This window comes from Bordetella hinzii LMG 13501 (assembly GCF_001548475.1).
Classification (GTDB): Bacteria; Pseudomonadota; Gammaproteobacteria; order Burkholderiales; family Burkholderiaceae_B; genus Bordetella; species Bordetella hinzii.
This window is the reverse complement of the sequence record NZ_LRUJ01000057.1, coordinates 1-16,861: the sequence shown is the minus strand read 5'-3', so window position 1 is coordinate 16,861 and position 16,861 is coordinate 1. Positions and strand designations below refer to the sequence as shown.

Below are 16,861 nucleotides of genomic sequence, written 5' to 3'. Positions count from 1 at the left end.
CCGCGCCCGCGCCCAAGGCCGAGGCGGCTGCCGCCCCGGTGGCCCCGGCGGCGGCGGCCGCCGCGCCGGCCCAGCGGCCTTCGCCCACGCAGGCCCTGCAGGATCCGGACCTCAAGCCGGGCCAGCTGCCGCATGCCTCGCCCTCGGTGCGCAAGTTCGCCCGCGAGCTGGGCGTGAACCTGTCGCGCGTGACGGGCAGCGGCCCCAAGGGCCGCATCGTGATCGAAGACGTGCGCGGCTACGTCAAGAACGCCCTGGCGGCCGCGCCGGCGGCGGCCCAGGGTTCGGCCGACGGCGCGGCGTTGGGCCTGCTGCCCTGGCCCAAGGTGGATTTCACCAAGTTCGGCCCGGTCGAGGCCAAGCCGCTGTCGCGCATCAAGAAGATCTCCGGCGCCAACCTGCACCGCAACTGGGTCATGATCCCGCACGTCACCAACAATGACGAAGCGGACATCACCGAGCTGGAAGCCTTGCGCGTGCAGCTCAACAAAGAGAATGAGAAATCGGGCGTGAAGGTCACCATGCTGGCCTTCGTCATCAAGGCCGTGGTCGCGGCCCTGAAGAAATTCCCCGAATTCAATGCCTCGCTGGACGGCGACAACCTGGTCTACAAGCAGTACTACCACATCGGCTTCGCTGCCGATACGCCCAACGGGCTGGTGGTGCCGGTGGTGCGCGATGCCGACAAGAAGGGCATCATCGAGCTGGCCCGCGAGACCGCCGAGCTGGCCAAGAAGGCGCGCGACGGCAAGGTGTCGCCGGCCGACATGCAGGGCGGCTGCTTCTCGATCTCGTCGCTGGGCGGCATCGGCGGCACGCACTTCACGCCCATCATCAACGCGCCGGAAGTCGCCATTCTCGGCCTGTCGCGCTCGTTCCAGAAGCCGGTGTGGGATGGCAAGCAGTTCGTGCCGCGCCTGACGCTGCCGCTGTCGCTGTCCTATGACCACCGCGTCATCGACGGCGCGGCCGCCGCGCGCTTTAACGCCTATCTCGGCCAACTGCTGGCTGATTTCCGCCGCATCGCGCTGTAAGCGCCCGGAGAGACGATGAGCAATCTCAAGCAGATCAAGATCCCGGACATCGGTGACTTCAAGGAAGTCGAGGTCATCGAAGTGCTGGTCGCCGAGGGCGACACCATCAAGGCCGAGCAGAGCCTGATCACCGTCGAGTCCGACAAGGCCTCGATGGAGATCCCGGCCTCCGAGGGCGGGGTGGTCAAGTCGGTCAAGGTCAAGGTCGGCGACAAGGTGGCCGAAGGCTCGGTCATCCTCGAAGTCGAAGCCGTCGCGGACGCGCCCAAGGCCGAGGCGCCCAAGAGCGCGGCTCCCAAGGCCGAGGCTCCCAAGGCCGAAGCCCCCAAGGCCGCGGCGCCGGCCGCCGCCTCTTATGGCGGCTCGGCCGACCTGGAGTGCGATGTCCTGGTGCTGGGCGCGGGCCCGGGCGGCTATTCGGCCGCCTTCCGCGCGGCCGACCTGGGCCTGGCGACCGTGCTGGTCGAGCGCTATGCCACCCTGGGTGGCGTGTGCCTGAACGTGGGCTGCATCCCGTCCAAGGCGCTGCTGCACAACGCCGCCGTCATCGACGAGGCGCGCGCCCTGACCGCGCATGGCATCAGCTTCGGCGAGCCCAAGATCGACCTGGACAAGCTGCGCGGCTACAAGGACAGCGTGGTAGCCAAGCTGACCGGCGGCCTGGCCGGCATGGCCCGCGCGCGCAAGGTCACCGTGGTCACGGGCGTGGGCGAGTTCGCCGACCCCTACCACCTGACGGTCAAGACCGCCGAGGGCAAGACCCAGACCATCCGCTTCAAGAACGCCATCATCGCCGCCGGCAGCCAGTCGGTGAAGCTGCCCTTCCTGCCGCAGGACGAGCGCATCGTCGATTCGACCGGCGCGCTGCAGCTGCGCGAGATCCCCAAGAAGATGCTCATCATCGGCGGGGGCATCATCGGCCTGGAAATGGGCACGGTCTATTCCACGCTGGGCGCGCGCCTGGACGTGGTCGAAATGCTCGACGGCCTGATGCAGGGCGCCGACCGCGACCTGGTCAAGGTCTGGCAGAAGATGAACGCCGGGCGCTTTGACAACATCATGCTGAAGACCAAGACCGTGGGCGCCGAGGCGCGCGCCGACGGCATCTACGTCAGCTTTGAAGGCGAGGGCGCGCCCAAGGAGCCGCAGCGCTACGACCTGGTGCTCCAGGCCGTGGGCCGCAGCCCCAACGGCAAGAAGATCGCCGCCGACAAGGCGGGCGTGGCCGTGACCGAGCGGGGCTTTATCGAGGTCGATCGCCAGATGCGCACCAATGTGCCGCACATCTTCGCCATCGGCGACATCGTGGGCCAGCCCATGCTGGCGCACAAGGCCGTGCACGAAGGCCATGTCGCCGCCGAAGCCGCCGCCGGCCAGAAGTCCTTCTTCGACGCCCGCGTCATCCCCTCGGTGGCCTACACCGATCCGGAAGTGGCCTGGGTGGGCCTGACCGAAGACGAGGCCAAGAAGCAGGGCATCAAGGTCGAGAAGGGTCTCTTCCCCTGGGCCGCCTCGGGCCGCGCCATCGCCAATGGCCGCGACGAAGGCTTCACCAAGCTGCTCTTTGACGCCGAAACCCACCGCATCCTGGGCGGCGGCATCGTGGGCACGCATGCGGGCGACCTGATCAGCGAAATCGCGCTGGCCATCGAAATGGGCGCCGACGTGGTGGATATCGCCAAGACCATCCACCCGCACCCGACCCTGGGCGAATCCGTCGGCATGGCCGCCGAAGTCGCCGAAGGCGTGTGCACCGACCTGCCGCCGCAACGCAAGAAGTAATCAGCGCCGGCAAGACGACAAAGCCGCCCGATGGGGCGGCTTTGTCATTGGGCGCGGGCCGGAACTGGCGCGCCCATGCACCGGTGTTCCTTGTGCGCCCCGATCGCGGGGCAAGGAGGCACCGACGCCAGTTGAGAACGTCTAGTCGCAGGCAAAGAGATAGGTGGCGGTCGCGTTGAATCGATTCAGCACGCGGTACCCCATGGGTTCGAGATAGTTCCTCAGGGAAGAGAGTTCCGCTTCAGTGGCCGCCTCGGCGTAAATCATTGGCCGTTGCGATTTCAACAACAGGCCGGCTCCCTGGAGGACGTCGAGCTCCATCCCTTCGACGTCGATCTTGATCACCGAGACTTCGGGTGGGTTTTCAAGCTCATGCAGCAACTCGTCGAGCACTCGCACTTCGATGTCGCCCTCTGCGGCGAGATCGAGTTTGGTCATGCCGATATTGTTGGGATCAACTTGGCCAAGCCGGGCGCGGCGGGCTTGTCTTCCCAGACCGACCGGAAAGGTCTTGACGCAGTCTTGCAGCGCATTGAGCGATACGTTTCTGAGCAGCGTCTGATACACGGCCGGTTGGGGTTCAAACGACATGACCAAGCCGGCTTGGCAGAACAGGCCGAAAAACACCGTATGGTTGCCGATGTTGGCGCCTATATCCAATATGGCCGTGCCGGGCCTGACCCGCGCGGCAATGTCGAGCAACATCTGCAGTTCATAGAAGGATAGACTGCTGCGGATGAAGCGCTGAATATGATCGTCCTTGTCGGGCAAGGCGAAGCGTACGGTTGTTTGTTTAAATTGAAAGGCGACAGGCAGGTTCTGCGTCAGGGCTTGAGCTTGAGCAGCGTTTAGACGGCCAGAGGGGAAGCCATAGCGCGCCACCATTTTGGTGATCTGTGCGTCATTTCCATGTTGCAGCAGATTTTGATGCCACAGGGATCCATCCTGGCTGCCAGTCCATGTTTTCAGGTCCATCCGAGGGCCAACAACGCGGACGGTGCGACGCGCCAATCGGATCATCCAGTAAAGCCAGATGTCATCGGCGGTCGGGCATAGGCCGGTGAATAGTTCCACCTTGCCGATATCAGCATGAAAGGCATGCGGAGGATAGAGTACGCCGGCCCCCGTGGTCGGGAAGAGCAATTCGGACGGGCTCGTCGAACCGCTGAACTCCCATTCCCAATTGGCATAGGGCAGGGGGCGTTTGCTTTTATCCAGCGTGATCTTGTGGGCGCGCCAAGCCACGATGACCTCAGGGCCGCTCCAGGCCGCGCACAGATCGCGCAACCAGTGTTCTGGATAGCAGATATCGTCATCGGCCGTGACGATGAAGGCCTCCGGCTCCTCGCGCAGGGTGGGAATGATTTTCTTGTAAGACTTCAAGTCCTCGCAATAGCGGATGTCGATCCCTTGCGATGCGAGAGCCAATACGTCTGGCGGGAGCAGATTGCGCTCTGTCTCGGCAATCCACAGGATGATGCGATCCGCCTGCACAGATTGCCGCAATAGCGTTTCCAAGGTCTTGGGCAAGACCGTGAAGCGCTTTTGATAGGAAGTCAACGAGATGACCAGACGGCCAGGCAGCGAGTGCCGGACCGCCGCGGGACGCACGATTTCGGCCGGAACCGCCGGCCGCGCGTCCGTCGCGTCCGTCCTATCGCCCACGATGTCATCCAGATAGGCTTGAGCCAACTGTGGATTGGATTCCTCGATCAGCCTGTAGGCGTAGTCATGCAGGCCATAGGCGGCGTGCATGATGAATGCCAGGCGCATCCTCTCCGCGTCGTTCAACTCCCGGGTGGGCACATAGACGGCGTCGGCATAGAGCAGCAGGGAACCCTGGCCGGGGTCGAAGAGATCCCGGTCGTCGGGCAGGTAGTTGTGGTGGTGCTGGTTGCGCAGGCGCAGCAGCTGGAAGCCGCTTTCTTTCAGCAGGGGGCGCAAGGCGTCCAGGCTGGTCTGGCCCGCATGGCCTTCCACGAAGGGCACGCGCACCTGGACCACCAGGGCGGTTTGCAGCGTGCGCCGCGCGCCGCGCAGAATGGCCGCGTTGTCGTGGCCCAGGGCCAGCACCAGCCAGTCCACCCGCTCCAGCCCCTGGACCTCATCCAGGGGCACGGTGGCGATCGGCAGCGGCGCCAGCACTTTGGCGCCCGGGCGCCAGCAGGGCGGCAGCTCGTCGGCGGGCGCGGGCGGCAGCGTGCCGCTGAAGGCCGGATCCAGGCAGGCGTGCAGAGTGGCGGGCAGGCCGTCGCCCAGGGCGATGTGGCCGTGATAGCTCTGTATGGTCTGGGCGGCCAGCAGGGCGGCCGAATCGGCCAGCCGGGTGGCCGGATCGATGACCACGGTATTCAGGGTCTTCAGGCGCGCCAGGCCGGCGAAATTCGGCTCGCTGGCCAGCAGGCCGCCATGGTCGAGGGCATGGATCTTGCCGGCCAGGCTGAAGTTGAAGCCGCGCTGGCCGGCGGCCGCTTCGGGATGGACGATGGTGCGCGGCGCGTCCTCGTCCTCGAACCAGAGCTGCCCCTCGGCCGTGAAGGCCAGGGCGGCGCGCGGCCGGCCCTCGGTATAGCGTTGCCAGATGCCGCGCAAGGCGTCGGCCAGGTGACGGGCGAAGCGCGGGCCGTCGCATACCGGCGACTCCAGCAGCACGCGCCGCAGATGCCGGCGTATGTCGGCCAGCGCCTGGGCGTCGCCGGCCAGCTCCAGGCAGCGCGCGCGATAGCTGTCCCAGCTGTCGGTCACGAGCTCGGGCAGGCCGGCATTGGCCAGGTGGGTGGCCGAGTGCCGGCCCGCGAAGGTGGGGCCGGGCAGGGTGACCACGGGCACCCCCATCAACAGCGCTTCGCAGGTGGTCAGGCCGCCCGAATAGGGCCAGGGGTCCAGGGCGATATCGACCTCGTGATAGGCCTTGAGCAAATCCTGGTGGTTGGAGTGGCCCTCCATGCGGATGCGCTCGGCGGCGATGCCGTGGCGTGCCAGGGCGTCGAGCACGCGCTGGCGCTTATGCTCGGCGCCGAAGGCCGCGCCCTTGAGGAAGAGGCGGGAGTCTGGCAGCGCGTCCAGCAGCCGGGCCCATTCGGCCAGCAGGACGTCGTTGATCTTGGTCGGGTTGTTGAAGCAGCCGAAGGTGATATAGCCCTTGCTGGCCGAGGGCGGCGGTGCGCAATCGGGCAGCTGGGCGGGCGGCAGGTAGCAGATATAGTCGTCGGGCAGGCGGATCAGTTTTTCGGTATAGAGCGCGTCGCTGCCCGGCGGCGATTCTATGCTGTCGGTGATGAGATAGTCTATGGACTCCACGCCCGTGGTGTTGATCAGGCCGCCCACCCATTTGACGATGAGCGGCGCCGGCTCCATGGCGATGACCCGCATGCGCGTGCCGGCGTTGAAGCCCGACAGGTCGATGAGGATGTCGATGCCATCGTCGCGCAGGCGCTGGGCGAGCTCGGCGTCGCTGAAGCTGGCGATGGGCGTCCAGCGTTTGGCCAGCGCCATGATGCGCAGGGTGATGCGGTCTATCACGCCGCTGCTGCCATAGCAGTACAGCTCCAGGCCATATTGCGCCAGGTGTTCCAGGGCGGGCGTGATCATGGCGCCCACCGGATGCTGGCGAAAACCATCGGAAATCATGCCGACGCGCAGCACCCGGCCGGGCGAGAGATCGGCGGGCGCGGGCCGCGCGGCCGCGTTGCGCGGCGCGTATTGCCGGCCCCAGGCCCGGCACAGCCGCAGGATATCCTCGGGTCGGCTCTCGGGCAGATAGTGGGCCAGGGTGATCTGGTTGGACAGCGGCACCGGGTCGACCTGGGTGAGCTCGGCCGCGCGCGCGTAGGAGCGGGAGGCGGCCTGCAGCTCGCCCAGATCGCGCTGGATATTGCCCAGGTCGTTATAGAAGAGCGCCCGGCCTTGCGGCGCATTGGCGATCAGCCAGCGCGCCGCTTGCAGCGCTTCGTCAAAGCGATGGCAGCGGTGCAAGGCCTGGCATTTGCGCTGCAGCGCCAGCGTATTGTCCGGCGCGACAGCGAGGATACGCTCGGCCAGTGTCAGCACCTGGGCATGGTCGCTGCGCCCATTGGCCAGCTCCAGCAGGCCGTGCAAGGCTTCGATATTCCGCGGCTGCCGCTGCAGGACGTGATCGAAGGCCTGGGCGGCGCGCTGGGGGTTGCCGCGCTTGTGCTGGAGCCGGCCCAGCTCCAGCCAGGCCGGCGCGAAGTCCGGGTCCAGGCGCTGGCAGGCGGCCAGGGCCTCTTCGGCCAGGTCCAGCTGGCCGTCGGCCAGGTGGCGGCGCGCCAGGGCGTGCCAGGCCTGCGGGTCGCCGGGGCGCGCTTGCGTGGCCTTGAGCGCCTGTTCCAAGGCGGGAAGCGGGGAGGGGAGCGTCTTGACGGCGCTGCGTTTCGTGGCGTAGCGGGCCATACTCATAGCCTGATGGAGGGAGTGGGCAGCTTACCCGGGCCGCGGCCGGCCCAATCCGGCGGTGAGCGCGGCAAAAAGGCCTTAATTGCGCGGCAAAAAAAAACCGGGGGACTTGCGTCCCCCGGTTTGCCGATCGCGGTCAGTTGCCGCGCGCTGCGGGCTTAGCGCAGCAGCGACAGCACCGTTTGCGGCACTTGGTTGGCCTGGGCCAGGACCGAGGTGCCAGCCTGTTGCAGGATCTGGTTCTTGGTCATGTTGGAGACTTCGGTCGCATAGTCCGAATCCTCGATGCGCGAACGCGCGGCCGACAGGTTGTTCACCGTGTTGTTGAGGTTGGCGACGGTGGACTCGAAGCGGTTCTGGATGGCGCCCAGGTCGCTGCGCAGGCTGTCCACCTTCTGCAGGGCGGTGTCGATGTCGGCCAGCGGGCTCAGGCCGGCGGCGGACACGGTGGCGGCCGAGACGGCGGCGCTCGTAGCGATGGTAACGGTGACCTCGCTGGTGCCGGCGGAGGCCACCGACACGGAGGCAGCGTAGAAATTGCCCTTGTCGTCCTTGACGTAGTAGTTGCCGTCAGAACCCTTCAGGACGCCCTGTTCGGTGATGGCGGTCGCACCCGCGCCGGTGTAGGCGAACGTGGCGTTGGTGGCGGCGATGGTGGCGCCATCGGCAAAGCCGCCGGCCTTGACGTTCTTGGCGAGCTTGTTGACGTCCAGCGAATTCAGGCCCAGCGTGCCCTTGTCGATCTTGCTGAGGTTGATTTCGATGGTTTGGCTGTCATTGGCGCCGACCTGGATGGTCAGGGTCTGGTCGGAGGCCAGGACCTTCACGCCGTTGAACTGGGTCTGCGCCGACACGCGGTCGATTTCGTCCAGGCGCTGGGTGATTTCAGCCTGGATGGATTCCAGGTCGGTCGTGGAGTTCGTGCCGTTGGCGGCCTGCACCGTCAGTTCGCGGATGCGCTGCAGGTTGTTGTTGATTTCGTTCAGCGCGCCTTCCGTCGTCTGGGCGATGGAGATGCCGTCGTTGGCATTGCGCGCGGCCTGGGTCAGGCCCTTGATGTTGGCGGTGAAGCGGTTGGCGATGGCCTGGCCGGCGGCATCGTCCTTCGCGCTGTTGATACGCAGGCCGGAGGACAGGCGCTCGATGGCGGTGCCCAGGGCCGATTGCGACTTGTTCAGGTTGTTGGTGGCAACCAGCGACAGGTAATTGGTGTTGATAACAGCAGCCATGAGTAGCTCCCAAGAGAGAAAGGCTTCTTCAAACTGGGCAGCGGTGCCGCCCATCATCTGCGGGGATGCGTCGTTGTGTTTGCCACCGCGCATCTCCCGCTGCCTGGATAACGTCCCCGACTTTGGGATCTTTAGGGGATTGCGGGCGAGTTACAACTTTTTTTACAGGCGGGCCGATGGGACGGGCGACTCCCCCCGCGGCTCAGATGACGTGCGACAGGAGCTGGGGCTCGGGCAGCTTGGCCCAGGCCATTTCCTGGAGGGAGGCGCGCAGGCGCGCGGTGGCCTGGGAGCGCAACTGGCAGACGCGGGCTTCGGTGACGTTGAGCACAGCGCCGATTTCCTTGAGGTTGAGTCCTTGCTCGTAATAGAGGGAGAGCAGCAGCTGTTCGCGCTCGGGCAGGCGCTCGATGGCCTGGATGAGGCTGGCGCGCAGGTCGGAGGCGAGCAGGGCGTTGAGCGGGTTGTTGCCGCCCTCGGCGCCGGCTTCCTGCCAGTCGGGGTCGCCGGCTTCGCTTTCGCCGCCGATGTTCTCGTAATGCAGGATCTGGATCCCCTGGGCGTCCGAGAGCATGGACTGGTATTCGTCCAAGGGCACGCCCAGTTCCTGGGCGATCTCGGTCTCGGTGGGCGGGCGCATGAGGCGCTGTTCCTGGCGCTGGATGGCGCCTTCGATGCGCCGGCTCTTGCTGCGCACGCTGCGCGGCAGCCAGTCCTGGCTGCGCAGCTCGTCGAGCATGGCGCCGCGGATGCGGGCCGTGGCGTAGGTCTCGAACTGGGCGTCCGGCGTTTCCTGGTAACGGCGCACGGCGTCGAGCAGGCCGATCATGCCGGCCTGGATCAGGTCATCGAGCTGGACACTGGCCGGCAGGCGGGCGAGCAGTTGCAAGGCCAGCTTGCGCACGAGCGGCGAGTATTGGACCAGGCTTTCTTCTGCGTTGGGCATTCAGGTCTAGACGACAGGTTCTTGCTGGTGCAGTCACATTGTTGCGGTGCTGCAACGGCCAGGAAGCGGGTGGTCAGGTTGCTGGACAGCCTTTCTCCATACAGAGATTGTCGACACATCGCGGGAATTCATTCGGGTAAGTACGCAACGTTTTGAGCGTTTATTTACGAATTTGCGATGTAATATGTGAAATATCTGTAACAAGTGTCGCCACGTTTTATGGAAATAATGAAAAAAATCAATGTTTAGTCATAAAAGTCATAGAAAATGACAGTGAGCATGGTAAATTGCATGCAAATTGCGATCAACTGATACATTTCGCATTAAGACGAAAAAACAAGTCTGCGCACGGGTTTCGGGGGCGCGCGGACTGGGCTGCGTGACCCCGACTGATGCCAATGTCTTAGTCACAGGAGTAAAAAGTGAAAACTGCTGACAGTTCCTTGCTTGCGGATATCCGCGAAGTCAATCTGTCTTACCTGTTGTTGGCGCAACGCATGCTGCGCGACGACTATGCAGCTTCCATGTTCCGTCTCGGTTTCAGCAATGAAGTGGCTGACATCCTGATGCGTTTGTCGCCCGCGCAGCTGGTCAAGCTGGCCAGTTCCAGTTCTTTGCTGTGCCGTTTCCGTTTTGATGACTACAGCCTGCTGTCGGCCCTGACGCAGGATGTGCTGGGTGGCGCGCTGCAGCAGGCGCACGCCACCATTCTGCTGGCCAAGCAACCCGTCGAAGAGATCGCTTAAATGGGCTTGCGAAGCATGGGAGAGGCGTCATGGCGATAAAAAGCGTCGCCCAGGAAGCCGATGAGATCCTGTTGGCCAGCTCCATGATCACGCTGGGCGCGCGCCTGCAGGTGCTGGAGGCCGAAACCAGCTTGAGCCATGACCGGCTGGCCCGGCTGTACCGGGAAATCCGCGGCTGCTCGCCGCCCAAGGGCATGCTGCCGTTCTCGGTGGACTGGTTCATGACCTGGCTGCCGAACATCCATTCCTCCCTGTTCTATAACGTGTTCTCTTTTTTGAACACGCGCACGACCAGCAAGGGCATACGGGCGGTCATCGACGCCTATCGCCTCTATCTCGAGCATGCCGCGGTGGATACCTCGGGGGCGCCCACGGCCGAGCCGGTGCTCAGTTTCACGCGGGCCTGGATGCTGGTGCGCTTCTTTGACAGCGGCATGCTGCAGTTGTCGCCCTGCCGCCAGTGCGGCGGGCACTTCATTGCTCATGCCCACGATCCGCAGGGCGACTTCGTGTGCGCGATCTGCCGTCCGCCGCCTCGCGCGGGCAAGACCCGGGCGGCGGCCCGGGCGCGCGCCGGGGCCCGGGCGCTGGCGGGGTCTTGAACGGGGCCCTACGGCTTGCCGCCGGCGTCCTTAAGGGAGAGCAAACACGCCAAAAGCCCCTGAATTCTCCCCGTAACCCGCGTTTTTGCGGCGGGGGAGCCGGGCGATCATTGGCGGTGTTTTTCAATCGCCGGACTGCCCCCCCGGGGTGCAAGCGTCCCCGCGGGGGCGGCAAGCCCAGGCGGTGGGCGCGGCGCGGTGGCATTTTTTAGACTCGATGGCAGAGGCCTGATATGTTGGTAGTTATCGGATATGCGGTGGTCATCATCGCAGTGGTCGGCAGTTTCGTCGGGCTGGGCGGGCACCTGGGCGCGCTCTACCAGCCTTTCGAATTGACGCTGATCGCCGGTGCCGCGGTCGGCGCCTTTCTTGCCGGCAACAGCCGCAAGTCGCTCACCCTGGTGCGCCAGGCCATCCCGCGCGCCTTCAAGAGCGCCCCTTACAGCAAGGACCTCTACATGGAGCTGATGGCGCTCCTGTATGTGCTGCTGAACAAGGCCCGCCGCGAGGGCCTGATGGCGATCGAATCGCACATCGAGGACCCGCAGTCCAGCCCCATCTTCAACGAGTATCCGCGCATCATGAAGGATCCGAAGCTGATGGAGTTCATCACGGACTATCTGCGCATCATGATCAGCGGCAACATGAGCTCCTTCGAGATCGAGACGCTGATGGACGAGGAGATCGAGACTTTCCGCCATGAGCGCGAGGTGCCGACCCATGCGCTGCAGCAGGTGGCCGACGCCCTGCCGGCCTTCGGCATCGTGGCCGCGGTGCTGGGCGTGATCAAGGCGCTGGCCGCGGTGGACCAGCCGCCCGCCGTGCTGGGGGACCTGATTTCCAAGGCCATGGTGGGGACCTTCCTGGGCGTGCTGCTGGCCTATGGCTTTGTCGCGCCGCTGGCCTCGCGCGTGGAGCGCCGCACCTCGGAGTCCGTCAAGGTGCTGGAGTGCATCAAGGTGACGCTGCTGGCCAGCATGAACGGCTATCCGCCCCAGCTGGCCGTGGAGTTCGGCCGCAAGGTGCTGTTCTCGGCCGTACGTCCGTCCTTCGGCGAGCTGGAGGAGCATGTGCGCCAGGCCAAGACCACGGCCACGGGCCGCGCCTAGCTAGAGGCTGCTGAAGCATGAGCACGGTCAATAATCACCGCGTGGTGATCCGCCGCAAGCGCACCGCCGGCAAGAGCCATCATGGCGGCAGCTGGAAGATCGCCTACGCGGATTTCATCACCGCGATGATGGCGTTCTTCTTGGTGATGTGGCTGATCAGCATCGTGCCGCGCGAGGAACTCAAGGGCATTGCCGATTATTTCCGCATGCCGCTGCGCGTGGCGCTGACCGGGGGGCCCAGCTCTTCGGCCGAGACCAGCGCCATCCCGGGCGGCGGCGCCGATCCGGTGCGCGACTCGGGCGATGTGCGCCGCGCCGAGGGCAGCCGCGTCGAGGCCCAGCCCGATGCCGACCGGCGCGACCGCCACCGCCTGGAATCGCTCAAGCGGCGCCTGGAATCGGTCATCGACAACAGCCCGGTGCTCAAGAGTTTCCGGCCGCAGCTGCTCCTGGACCTGACGACCGAGGGCCTGCGCATCCAGATCGTGGACAGCCAGAACCGGCCCATGTTCGCCACCGGCAGCGCCCAGGTCCAGCCCTATATGCGCGACATCCTGCGCGAACTGGGGCCGGTGCTCAACGAACTGCCCAACAAGCTGAGCATCGCGGGCCATACCGATGCGACCCAGTATGCGCGCGGCGAACGCGCCTATAGCAACTGGGAGCTGTCGGCCGACCGCGCCAATGCCTCCCGCCAGGAGCTGGTGGCCGGCGGCATGAACGAAGGCAAGGTCCTGCGGGTCCAGGGGCTGTCTTCCAGCATGAGCCTGGTTAAAGATGACCCTTATGCTGCCGTTAACCGGCGTATCAGCCTCGTGGTGCTCAATGAAAAGACGCAGCGCCGCATCGAGGCGGAGAATGCGGCCGCGGCCGACGTCTCCTCGCGCGACGCGCAGGACGTCGGGCGGGCCGTGACTGAACACAACCAGAGCCAGGGCGCGGAGGCACCCCGGCAGGAGTAGCGACGGGTATGACGGCAACGATTCTGGTGGCGGACGACTCCGCAACGATGCGGATGATCGTCAAGGCGGCCCTGACCTCGGCGGGCTGGCAGGTGTTGACCGCCAGCAACGGGCAGGAGGCGCTGGAGGTGGCGCGCCAGCGTCCGGTGGACATGCTGGTCAGTGACTGGAATATGCCGGTCATGGGCGGCCTGGGCCTCATACAGGGCCTGCGCGGCGAGCGCCGGTACGAGGATCTTCCCGTGCTGGTGCTCACCACCGAAGACGATGTGGACAGCAAGATGGCGGCCCGCGACCTGGGCGTCTGCGGGTGGCTGAACAAGCCGCTGGATCCCGACACGCTGGTGGAGTTGACCTCGGAGCTGCTGGGCGAGCCGCCCGGGCTGTAGGCGCCGGGCGGGGCGGGCCCCCACGGCAAGCACTTTAGAAAGGCATACCGTTCATGAGTTCAGGTCTGGACCTCAGTCAGTTCTACGAAACCTTCTTCGATGAGGCTGACGAGCTGCTCGCGCAAATGGAGCAGCTGCTGCTGGAGCTGGATGTCGGTGCGCCCGACATCGAGCAGCTCAATGCGATCTTCCGTGCCGCGCACTCGATCAAGGGTGGCGCGGCGACCTTCGGCTGCTTTCAAAAGCTGGCCGAGACCACGCATTTGCTGGAAAACCTGCTGGACGCCATTCGCCGCGGCGAGATGTCGCTGCGCGCCGACATGGTGGATACTTTCTTGGAAGCCAAAGACGTGCTCAAAAGCCAACTGGATGCCTATCGCGCTTCCGAAGAGCCCGATGACGCCGTGTTCGAGCGCATTTGCGCCGTCTTGCGCCAGCTGGCGCTCGAAGGCCGCGGCGAGGTGGCGCCCGAGCCCGCTGCCCCCGCTGCCCCCGCTGCCCCCGCTGCACCTGAGCCGGCCGCGCCTGAACCGGCCGCGCCCGAGCCGGCCGCCGCCGCCGCGACGCCAGCGGCGGCCGGCGGCGATCTGCCGCTGCGCCTGCATATCCGCAAGATTTCCGACAAGGACGCCGCTTCCATCCAGGAAGAAATGGGCAACCTGGGCCAGGTGCTGGCCGCCGAGCGCAAGGGCGAAACCCTGACGGTCTGGGTGCAGACCACCTGCTCGGCCGACGATATCGAAGCCGTGTGCTGTTTCATCATCGATGCCGACCAGATGGAGCTGCGCCGCGAAGCCGCGCCGGCCGCCCCGGCCGCGGACGTGGTGGACGCCCAGGCCGCGGCCGGTTTCGCGCCGCAAGCCAAGCCCGCCGCCCCGGCCGCGCCCGCCGCCGAGCCGGCCAAGAGCCCCGCCGCGTCCAAGGCGGCCGCGCATCATGCCGACAAAGAATCGACCTCCATCCGCGTGGGCGTGGAGAAGGTCGACCAGATCATCAACCTGGTCGGCGAACTGGTGATTACCCAGGCCATGCTGGCGCAGACAGCGTCCACGCTGGACCCGGTGCTGCACGATCGCCTGCTCAATGGCATGGAGCAGCTCGAGCGCAACGCGCGCGACTTGCAGGAAGCGGTCATGTCCATCCGCATGATGCCCATGGACTATGTGTTCAGCCGCTTCCCGCGCCTGGTGCGCGACATCGCCGGCAAGATGGGCAAGCAGATCGAGCTGCAGACCTATGGCCGGGCCACGGAGCTGGACAAGAGCCTGATCGAGCGCATCATCGATCCCTTGACGCACTTGGTGCGCAACAGCCTGGACCACGGCATCGAAACGCCCGAGAAGCGCGTGGCCGCGGGCAAGGACCCGGTCGGCCAGCTGGTGCTTTCGGCCCAGCACAATGGCGGCAATATCGTCATCGAGGTCAGCGACGATGGCGGCGGCCTGAGCCGCGAGCGCATCCTGAAGAAAGCCATCTCGCAGGGCTTGTCGGTGAATGAGAACTCGCCCGACGAGGAAATCTGGCAACTGATTTTCGCGCCGGGCTTCTCCACCGCCGAACAGGTGACCGATATTTCGGGCCGCGGCGTGGGCATGGACGTGGTGCGCCGCAACATCCAGGATATGGGCGGCCATGTGCAGCTCAGCAGCCAGCCCGGGCAGGGCACCACGACCCGCATCGTGCTGCCGCTGACGCTGGCCATCCTGGACGGCATGTCGGTGCGCGTGGGCGGCGAGACCTTCATCCTGCCGCTGAACCATGTCACGGAGTCGCTGCAGCCCCAGCAGGACCAGATCTATACGGTGGCGGGCAACGAGCGGGTCATGCATGTGCGCGGTGAATACTTGCCCCTGGTCGAGATGCATCGCGTGTTTTCGGTGGGCCAGGCGCAGACCGACCCCACCCAGGCCATCGCCGTCATCATGCAGGCCGAAGACCGCCGCTTCGCGCTGCTGGTGGACCACCTCGTGGGCCAGCACCAGGTGGTGGTGAAGAACCTCGAATCCAATTACCGCAAGGTGCCGGGCATCTCGGCCGCCACCATCCTGGGCGACGGCAGCGTGGCGCTGATCGTCGATGTGTTTGCCCTGGCCCGGGCCAACCGCGAGCGCTGGGCCCAGCCTGAAGCCATTCTGAATTGACGGAGAGCCAACCATGGCAGCCAAACCCGAATCCGCCCACAATCGCCGCGCCGAGGATACCGGCAGCGAGTTCCTGGTCTTCACGCTGGGCTCGGAAGAGTACGGTATCGACATCCTGAAGGTACAGGAAATCCGCGGCTACGACGCGGGCACGGTCACGCGCATCGCCAATGTGCCGCCCTTCATCAAGGGCGTGACCAATCTGCGCGGCATCATCGTGCCCATCGTCGACCTGCGCATCAAGTTCAACCTGGGCAGCGTCGAATACAACGAGCAGACCGTGGTCATCATCCTCAACCTGGATCGCCGCGTGGTGGGCATCGTGGTCGATGGGGTGTCCGATGTGCTCATGCTCAATACGGCCCAGATCCGCCCGGCGCCCGAATTCGGCGCCACGTTGTCGACCGAATACCTGACCGGCCTGGGCACGGTGGACGAGCGCATGCTCATCCTGGTGGATATCGAACGTTTGATGACCAGCGACGAAATGGCGCTGGTGGAAAAAGCCGCGTCCTAGCGGGCGCGCCCTGGCGGGATGTTGCCCGCCCCTACATCGCGGTTGAGGAGTGTTATGCGCAATTTCCTGGCGAATCTGTCGATACGCAGCAGCCTCTTGGGCGTGCTGGCCTTTTTTTCGCTGATGCTGGTCATCGGCGCGGCCTTGGGCGTGTTGTCGCTGCGTGTGAGCAACGGGACGCTGGAGGACATCCGCCAGACCCAGGCGATCACGGATTCCGTCGGGCGCATCGCCATGGCCGCCAAGGACACGGTGGACGGCCTGGGCCGTGTGGGCGTGGCGCACTATGGCGGGATCGCGGGCGGCGCCGGCCAGCCGGCCGGCCTGTCGGCCGAGGCCGCCGGGCTGTTGGAGCGCGCCAAGGCGGCGCTGAATCGTTCCCAGGGCGAGTTGGAGCATTTCCGCAAGCTGCCGCGTCCGGACAGCGCCCAGGAAAGCCTGAAGGAAGTCGAAACCACCTACGAAGGATTGGTGAGCCAGGCCTTCGCGCCCATGATCGCCGCCCTGGCCAAGGGCGATATGGCGGCCTACCAGCAAGTGCTCGCCTCGCGGCTGGATGCGCTGGAGGCCCGTTTCGTGCTGGCCATCGAGTCGTTTGATTTCTGGCGCGCGGGGGAATTCCTGGACGCCTATGAAGTCGCCCAGAAACGCTACGCCTTCGTGCTCATGGCCGTGGGCGCGGGCGGCGCGATGGCGGCCCTGCTGGTCTTCATGACCTATGTCTTCCTGCGCCGGCGCGTGCTGCAGCCGCTGCGCGAGGCGGGCGCGCATTTTGACCGGATTGCCGGCGGGGACCTGACGGCGCGGGTGGAAGTGCGCAACAGCAATGAGATCGGCCAGCTGTTCGCGGCGCTCAAGCGCATGCAGGAGAGCCTGACGCGCACGGTGTCGTCGGTGCGCCGGGGCGTGGACGAGATCAACGTGGGCGCGCGCGAGATCGCGGCGGGCAACACCGACCTGTCCAGCCGGACGGAGCAGCAGGCCGCCT

At 65.6% G+C, this 16,861-nt stretch carries 13 protein-coding genes; 10 read left to right on the top strand and 3 right to left on the bottom strand.

Features of this window, described 5'->3' with window-relative positions; translation table 11 throughout:
- Together AXA74_RS22565 and lpdA are read left to right on the top strand one after the other, a co-directional pair.
- Positions 1–1,034: dihydrolipoyllysine-residue acetyltransferase (locus AXA74_RS22565; RefSeq protein ID WP_162266990.1), on the top strand; the 1,034-nt coding region annotated here is incomplete at its 5' end.
- Positions 1,035–1,049: 15 nt separating this feature from the next.
- Positions 1,050–2,816: a dihydrolipoyl dehydrogenase gene (gene lpdA / locus AXA74_RS22560; RefSeq protein WP_060833324.1), complete on the top strand. Its 1,767-nt coding sequence runs from the start codon at positions 1,050–1,052 to the stop codon at positions 2,814–2,816.
- 141 nt (positions 2,817–2,957) lie between these two features.
- On the opposite strand, the gene AXA74_RS22555 is transcribed toward lpdA, so the two are convergent.
- The 3 genes from AXA74_RS22555 to AXA74_RS22545 form a co-directional block, all read right to left on the bottom strand.
- Complete coding sequence (locus AXA74_RS22555) at positions 2,958–7,229, bottom strand: FkbM family methyltransferase (RefSeq protein WP_051593972.1); 4,272 nt, start codon at positions 7,227–7,229, stop codon at positions 2,958–2,960.
- A gap of 161 nt (positions 7,230–7,390) precedes the next feature.
- The gene (locus AXA74_RS22550; protein WP_029579482.1) at positions 7,391–8,461 is read right to left on the bottom strand and encodes a flagellin FliC; all 1,071 of its coding nucleotides are present in this window, start codon (positions 8,459–8,461) and stop codon (positions 7,391–7,393) included.
- Positions 8,462–8,663: 202 nt separating this feature from the next.
- On the bottom strand, positions 8,664–9,407 hold the full coding sequence (locus AXA74_RS22545) for an RNA polymerase sigma factor FliA (RefSeq protein ID WP_029579481.1): 744 nt from the start codon (positions 9,405–9,407) through the stop codon (positions 8,664–8,666).
- Between the two features lie 422 nt (positions 9,408–9,829).
- Between AXA74_RS22545 and flhD the strand changes: the two genes are divergently transcribed.
- The 8 genes from flhD to AXA74_RS22505 form a co-directional block, all read left to right on the top strand.
- Entirely contained in the window at positions 9,830–10,153 is a 324-nt protein-coding gene (gene flhD, locus AXA74_RS22540) for a flagellar transcriptional regulator FlhD (RefSeq protein WP_029579480.1), read from the top strand.
- 29 nt (positions 10,154–10,182) lie between these two features.
- A complete protein-coding gene (gene flhC / locus AXA74_RS22535) occupies positions 10,183–10,755 on the top strand; it encodes a flagellar transcriptional regulator FlhC (protein WP_032955783.1) in 573 nt (190 codons plus the stop codon).
- A gap of 233 nt (positions 10,756–10,988) precedes the next feature.
- A complete protein-coding gene (gene motA, locus AXA74_RS22530; RefSeq protein ID WP_029579478.1) occupies positions 10,989–11,864 on the top strand; it encodes a flagellar motor stator protein MotA in 876 nt (291 codons plus the stop codon).
- A gap of 17 nt (positions 11,865–11,881) precedes the next feature.
- Positions 11,882–12,826, top strand: a complete 945-nt coding sequence (motB, locus tag AXA74_RS22525; protein ID WP_029579477.1) for a flagellar motor protein MotB — start codon at positions 11,882–11,884, stop codon at positions 12,824–12,826.
- An 8-nt stretch (positions 12,827–12,834) separates the two neighbouring features.
- A complete protein-coding gene (locus AXA74_RS22520; protein ID WP_029579476.1) occupies positions 12,835–13,215 on the top strand; it encodes a response regulator in 381 nt (126 codons plus the stop codon).
- A gap of 53 nt (positions 13,216–13,268) precedes the next feature.
- Positions 13,269–15,356: a chemotaxis protein CheA gene (gene cheA, locus AXA74_RS22515; protein ID WP_060833323.1), complete on the top strand. Its 2,088-nt coding sequence runs from the start codon at positions 13,269–13,271 to the stop codon at positions 15,354–15,356.
- A gap of 13 nt (positions 15,357–15,369) precedes the next feature.
- Positions 15,370–15,873 carry a chemotaxis protein CheW gene (gene cheW / locus AXA74_RS22510; protein WP_029579474.1) on the top strand — a complete coding sequence of 168 codons (504 nt, stop codon included), beginning with the start codon at positions 15,370–15,372 and terminating at the stop codon, positions 15,871–15,873.
- A gap of 54 nt (positions 15,874–15,927) precedes the next feature.
- A partial coding sequence (locus tag AXA74_RS22505) for a Tar ligand binding domain-containing protein (protein ID WP_155680916.1) occupies positions 15,928–16,861 on the top strand: 934 nt, incomplete at its 3' end.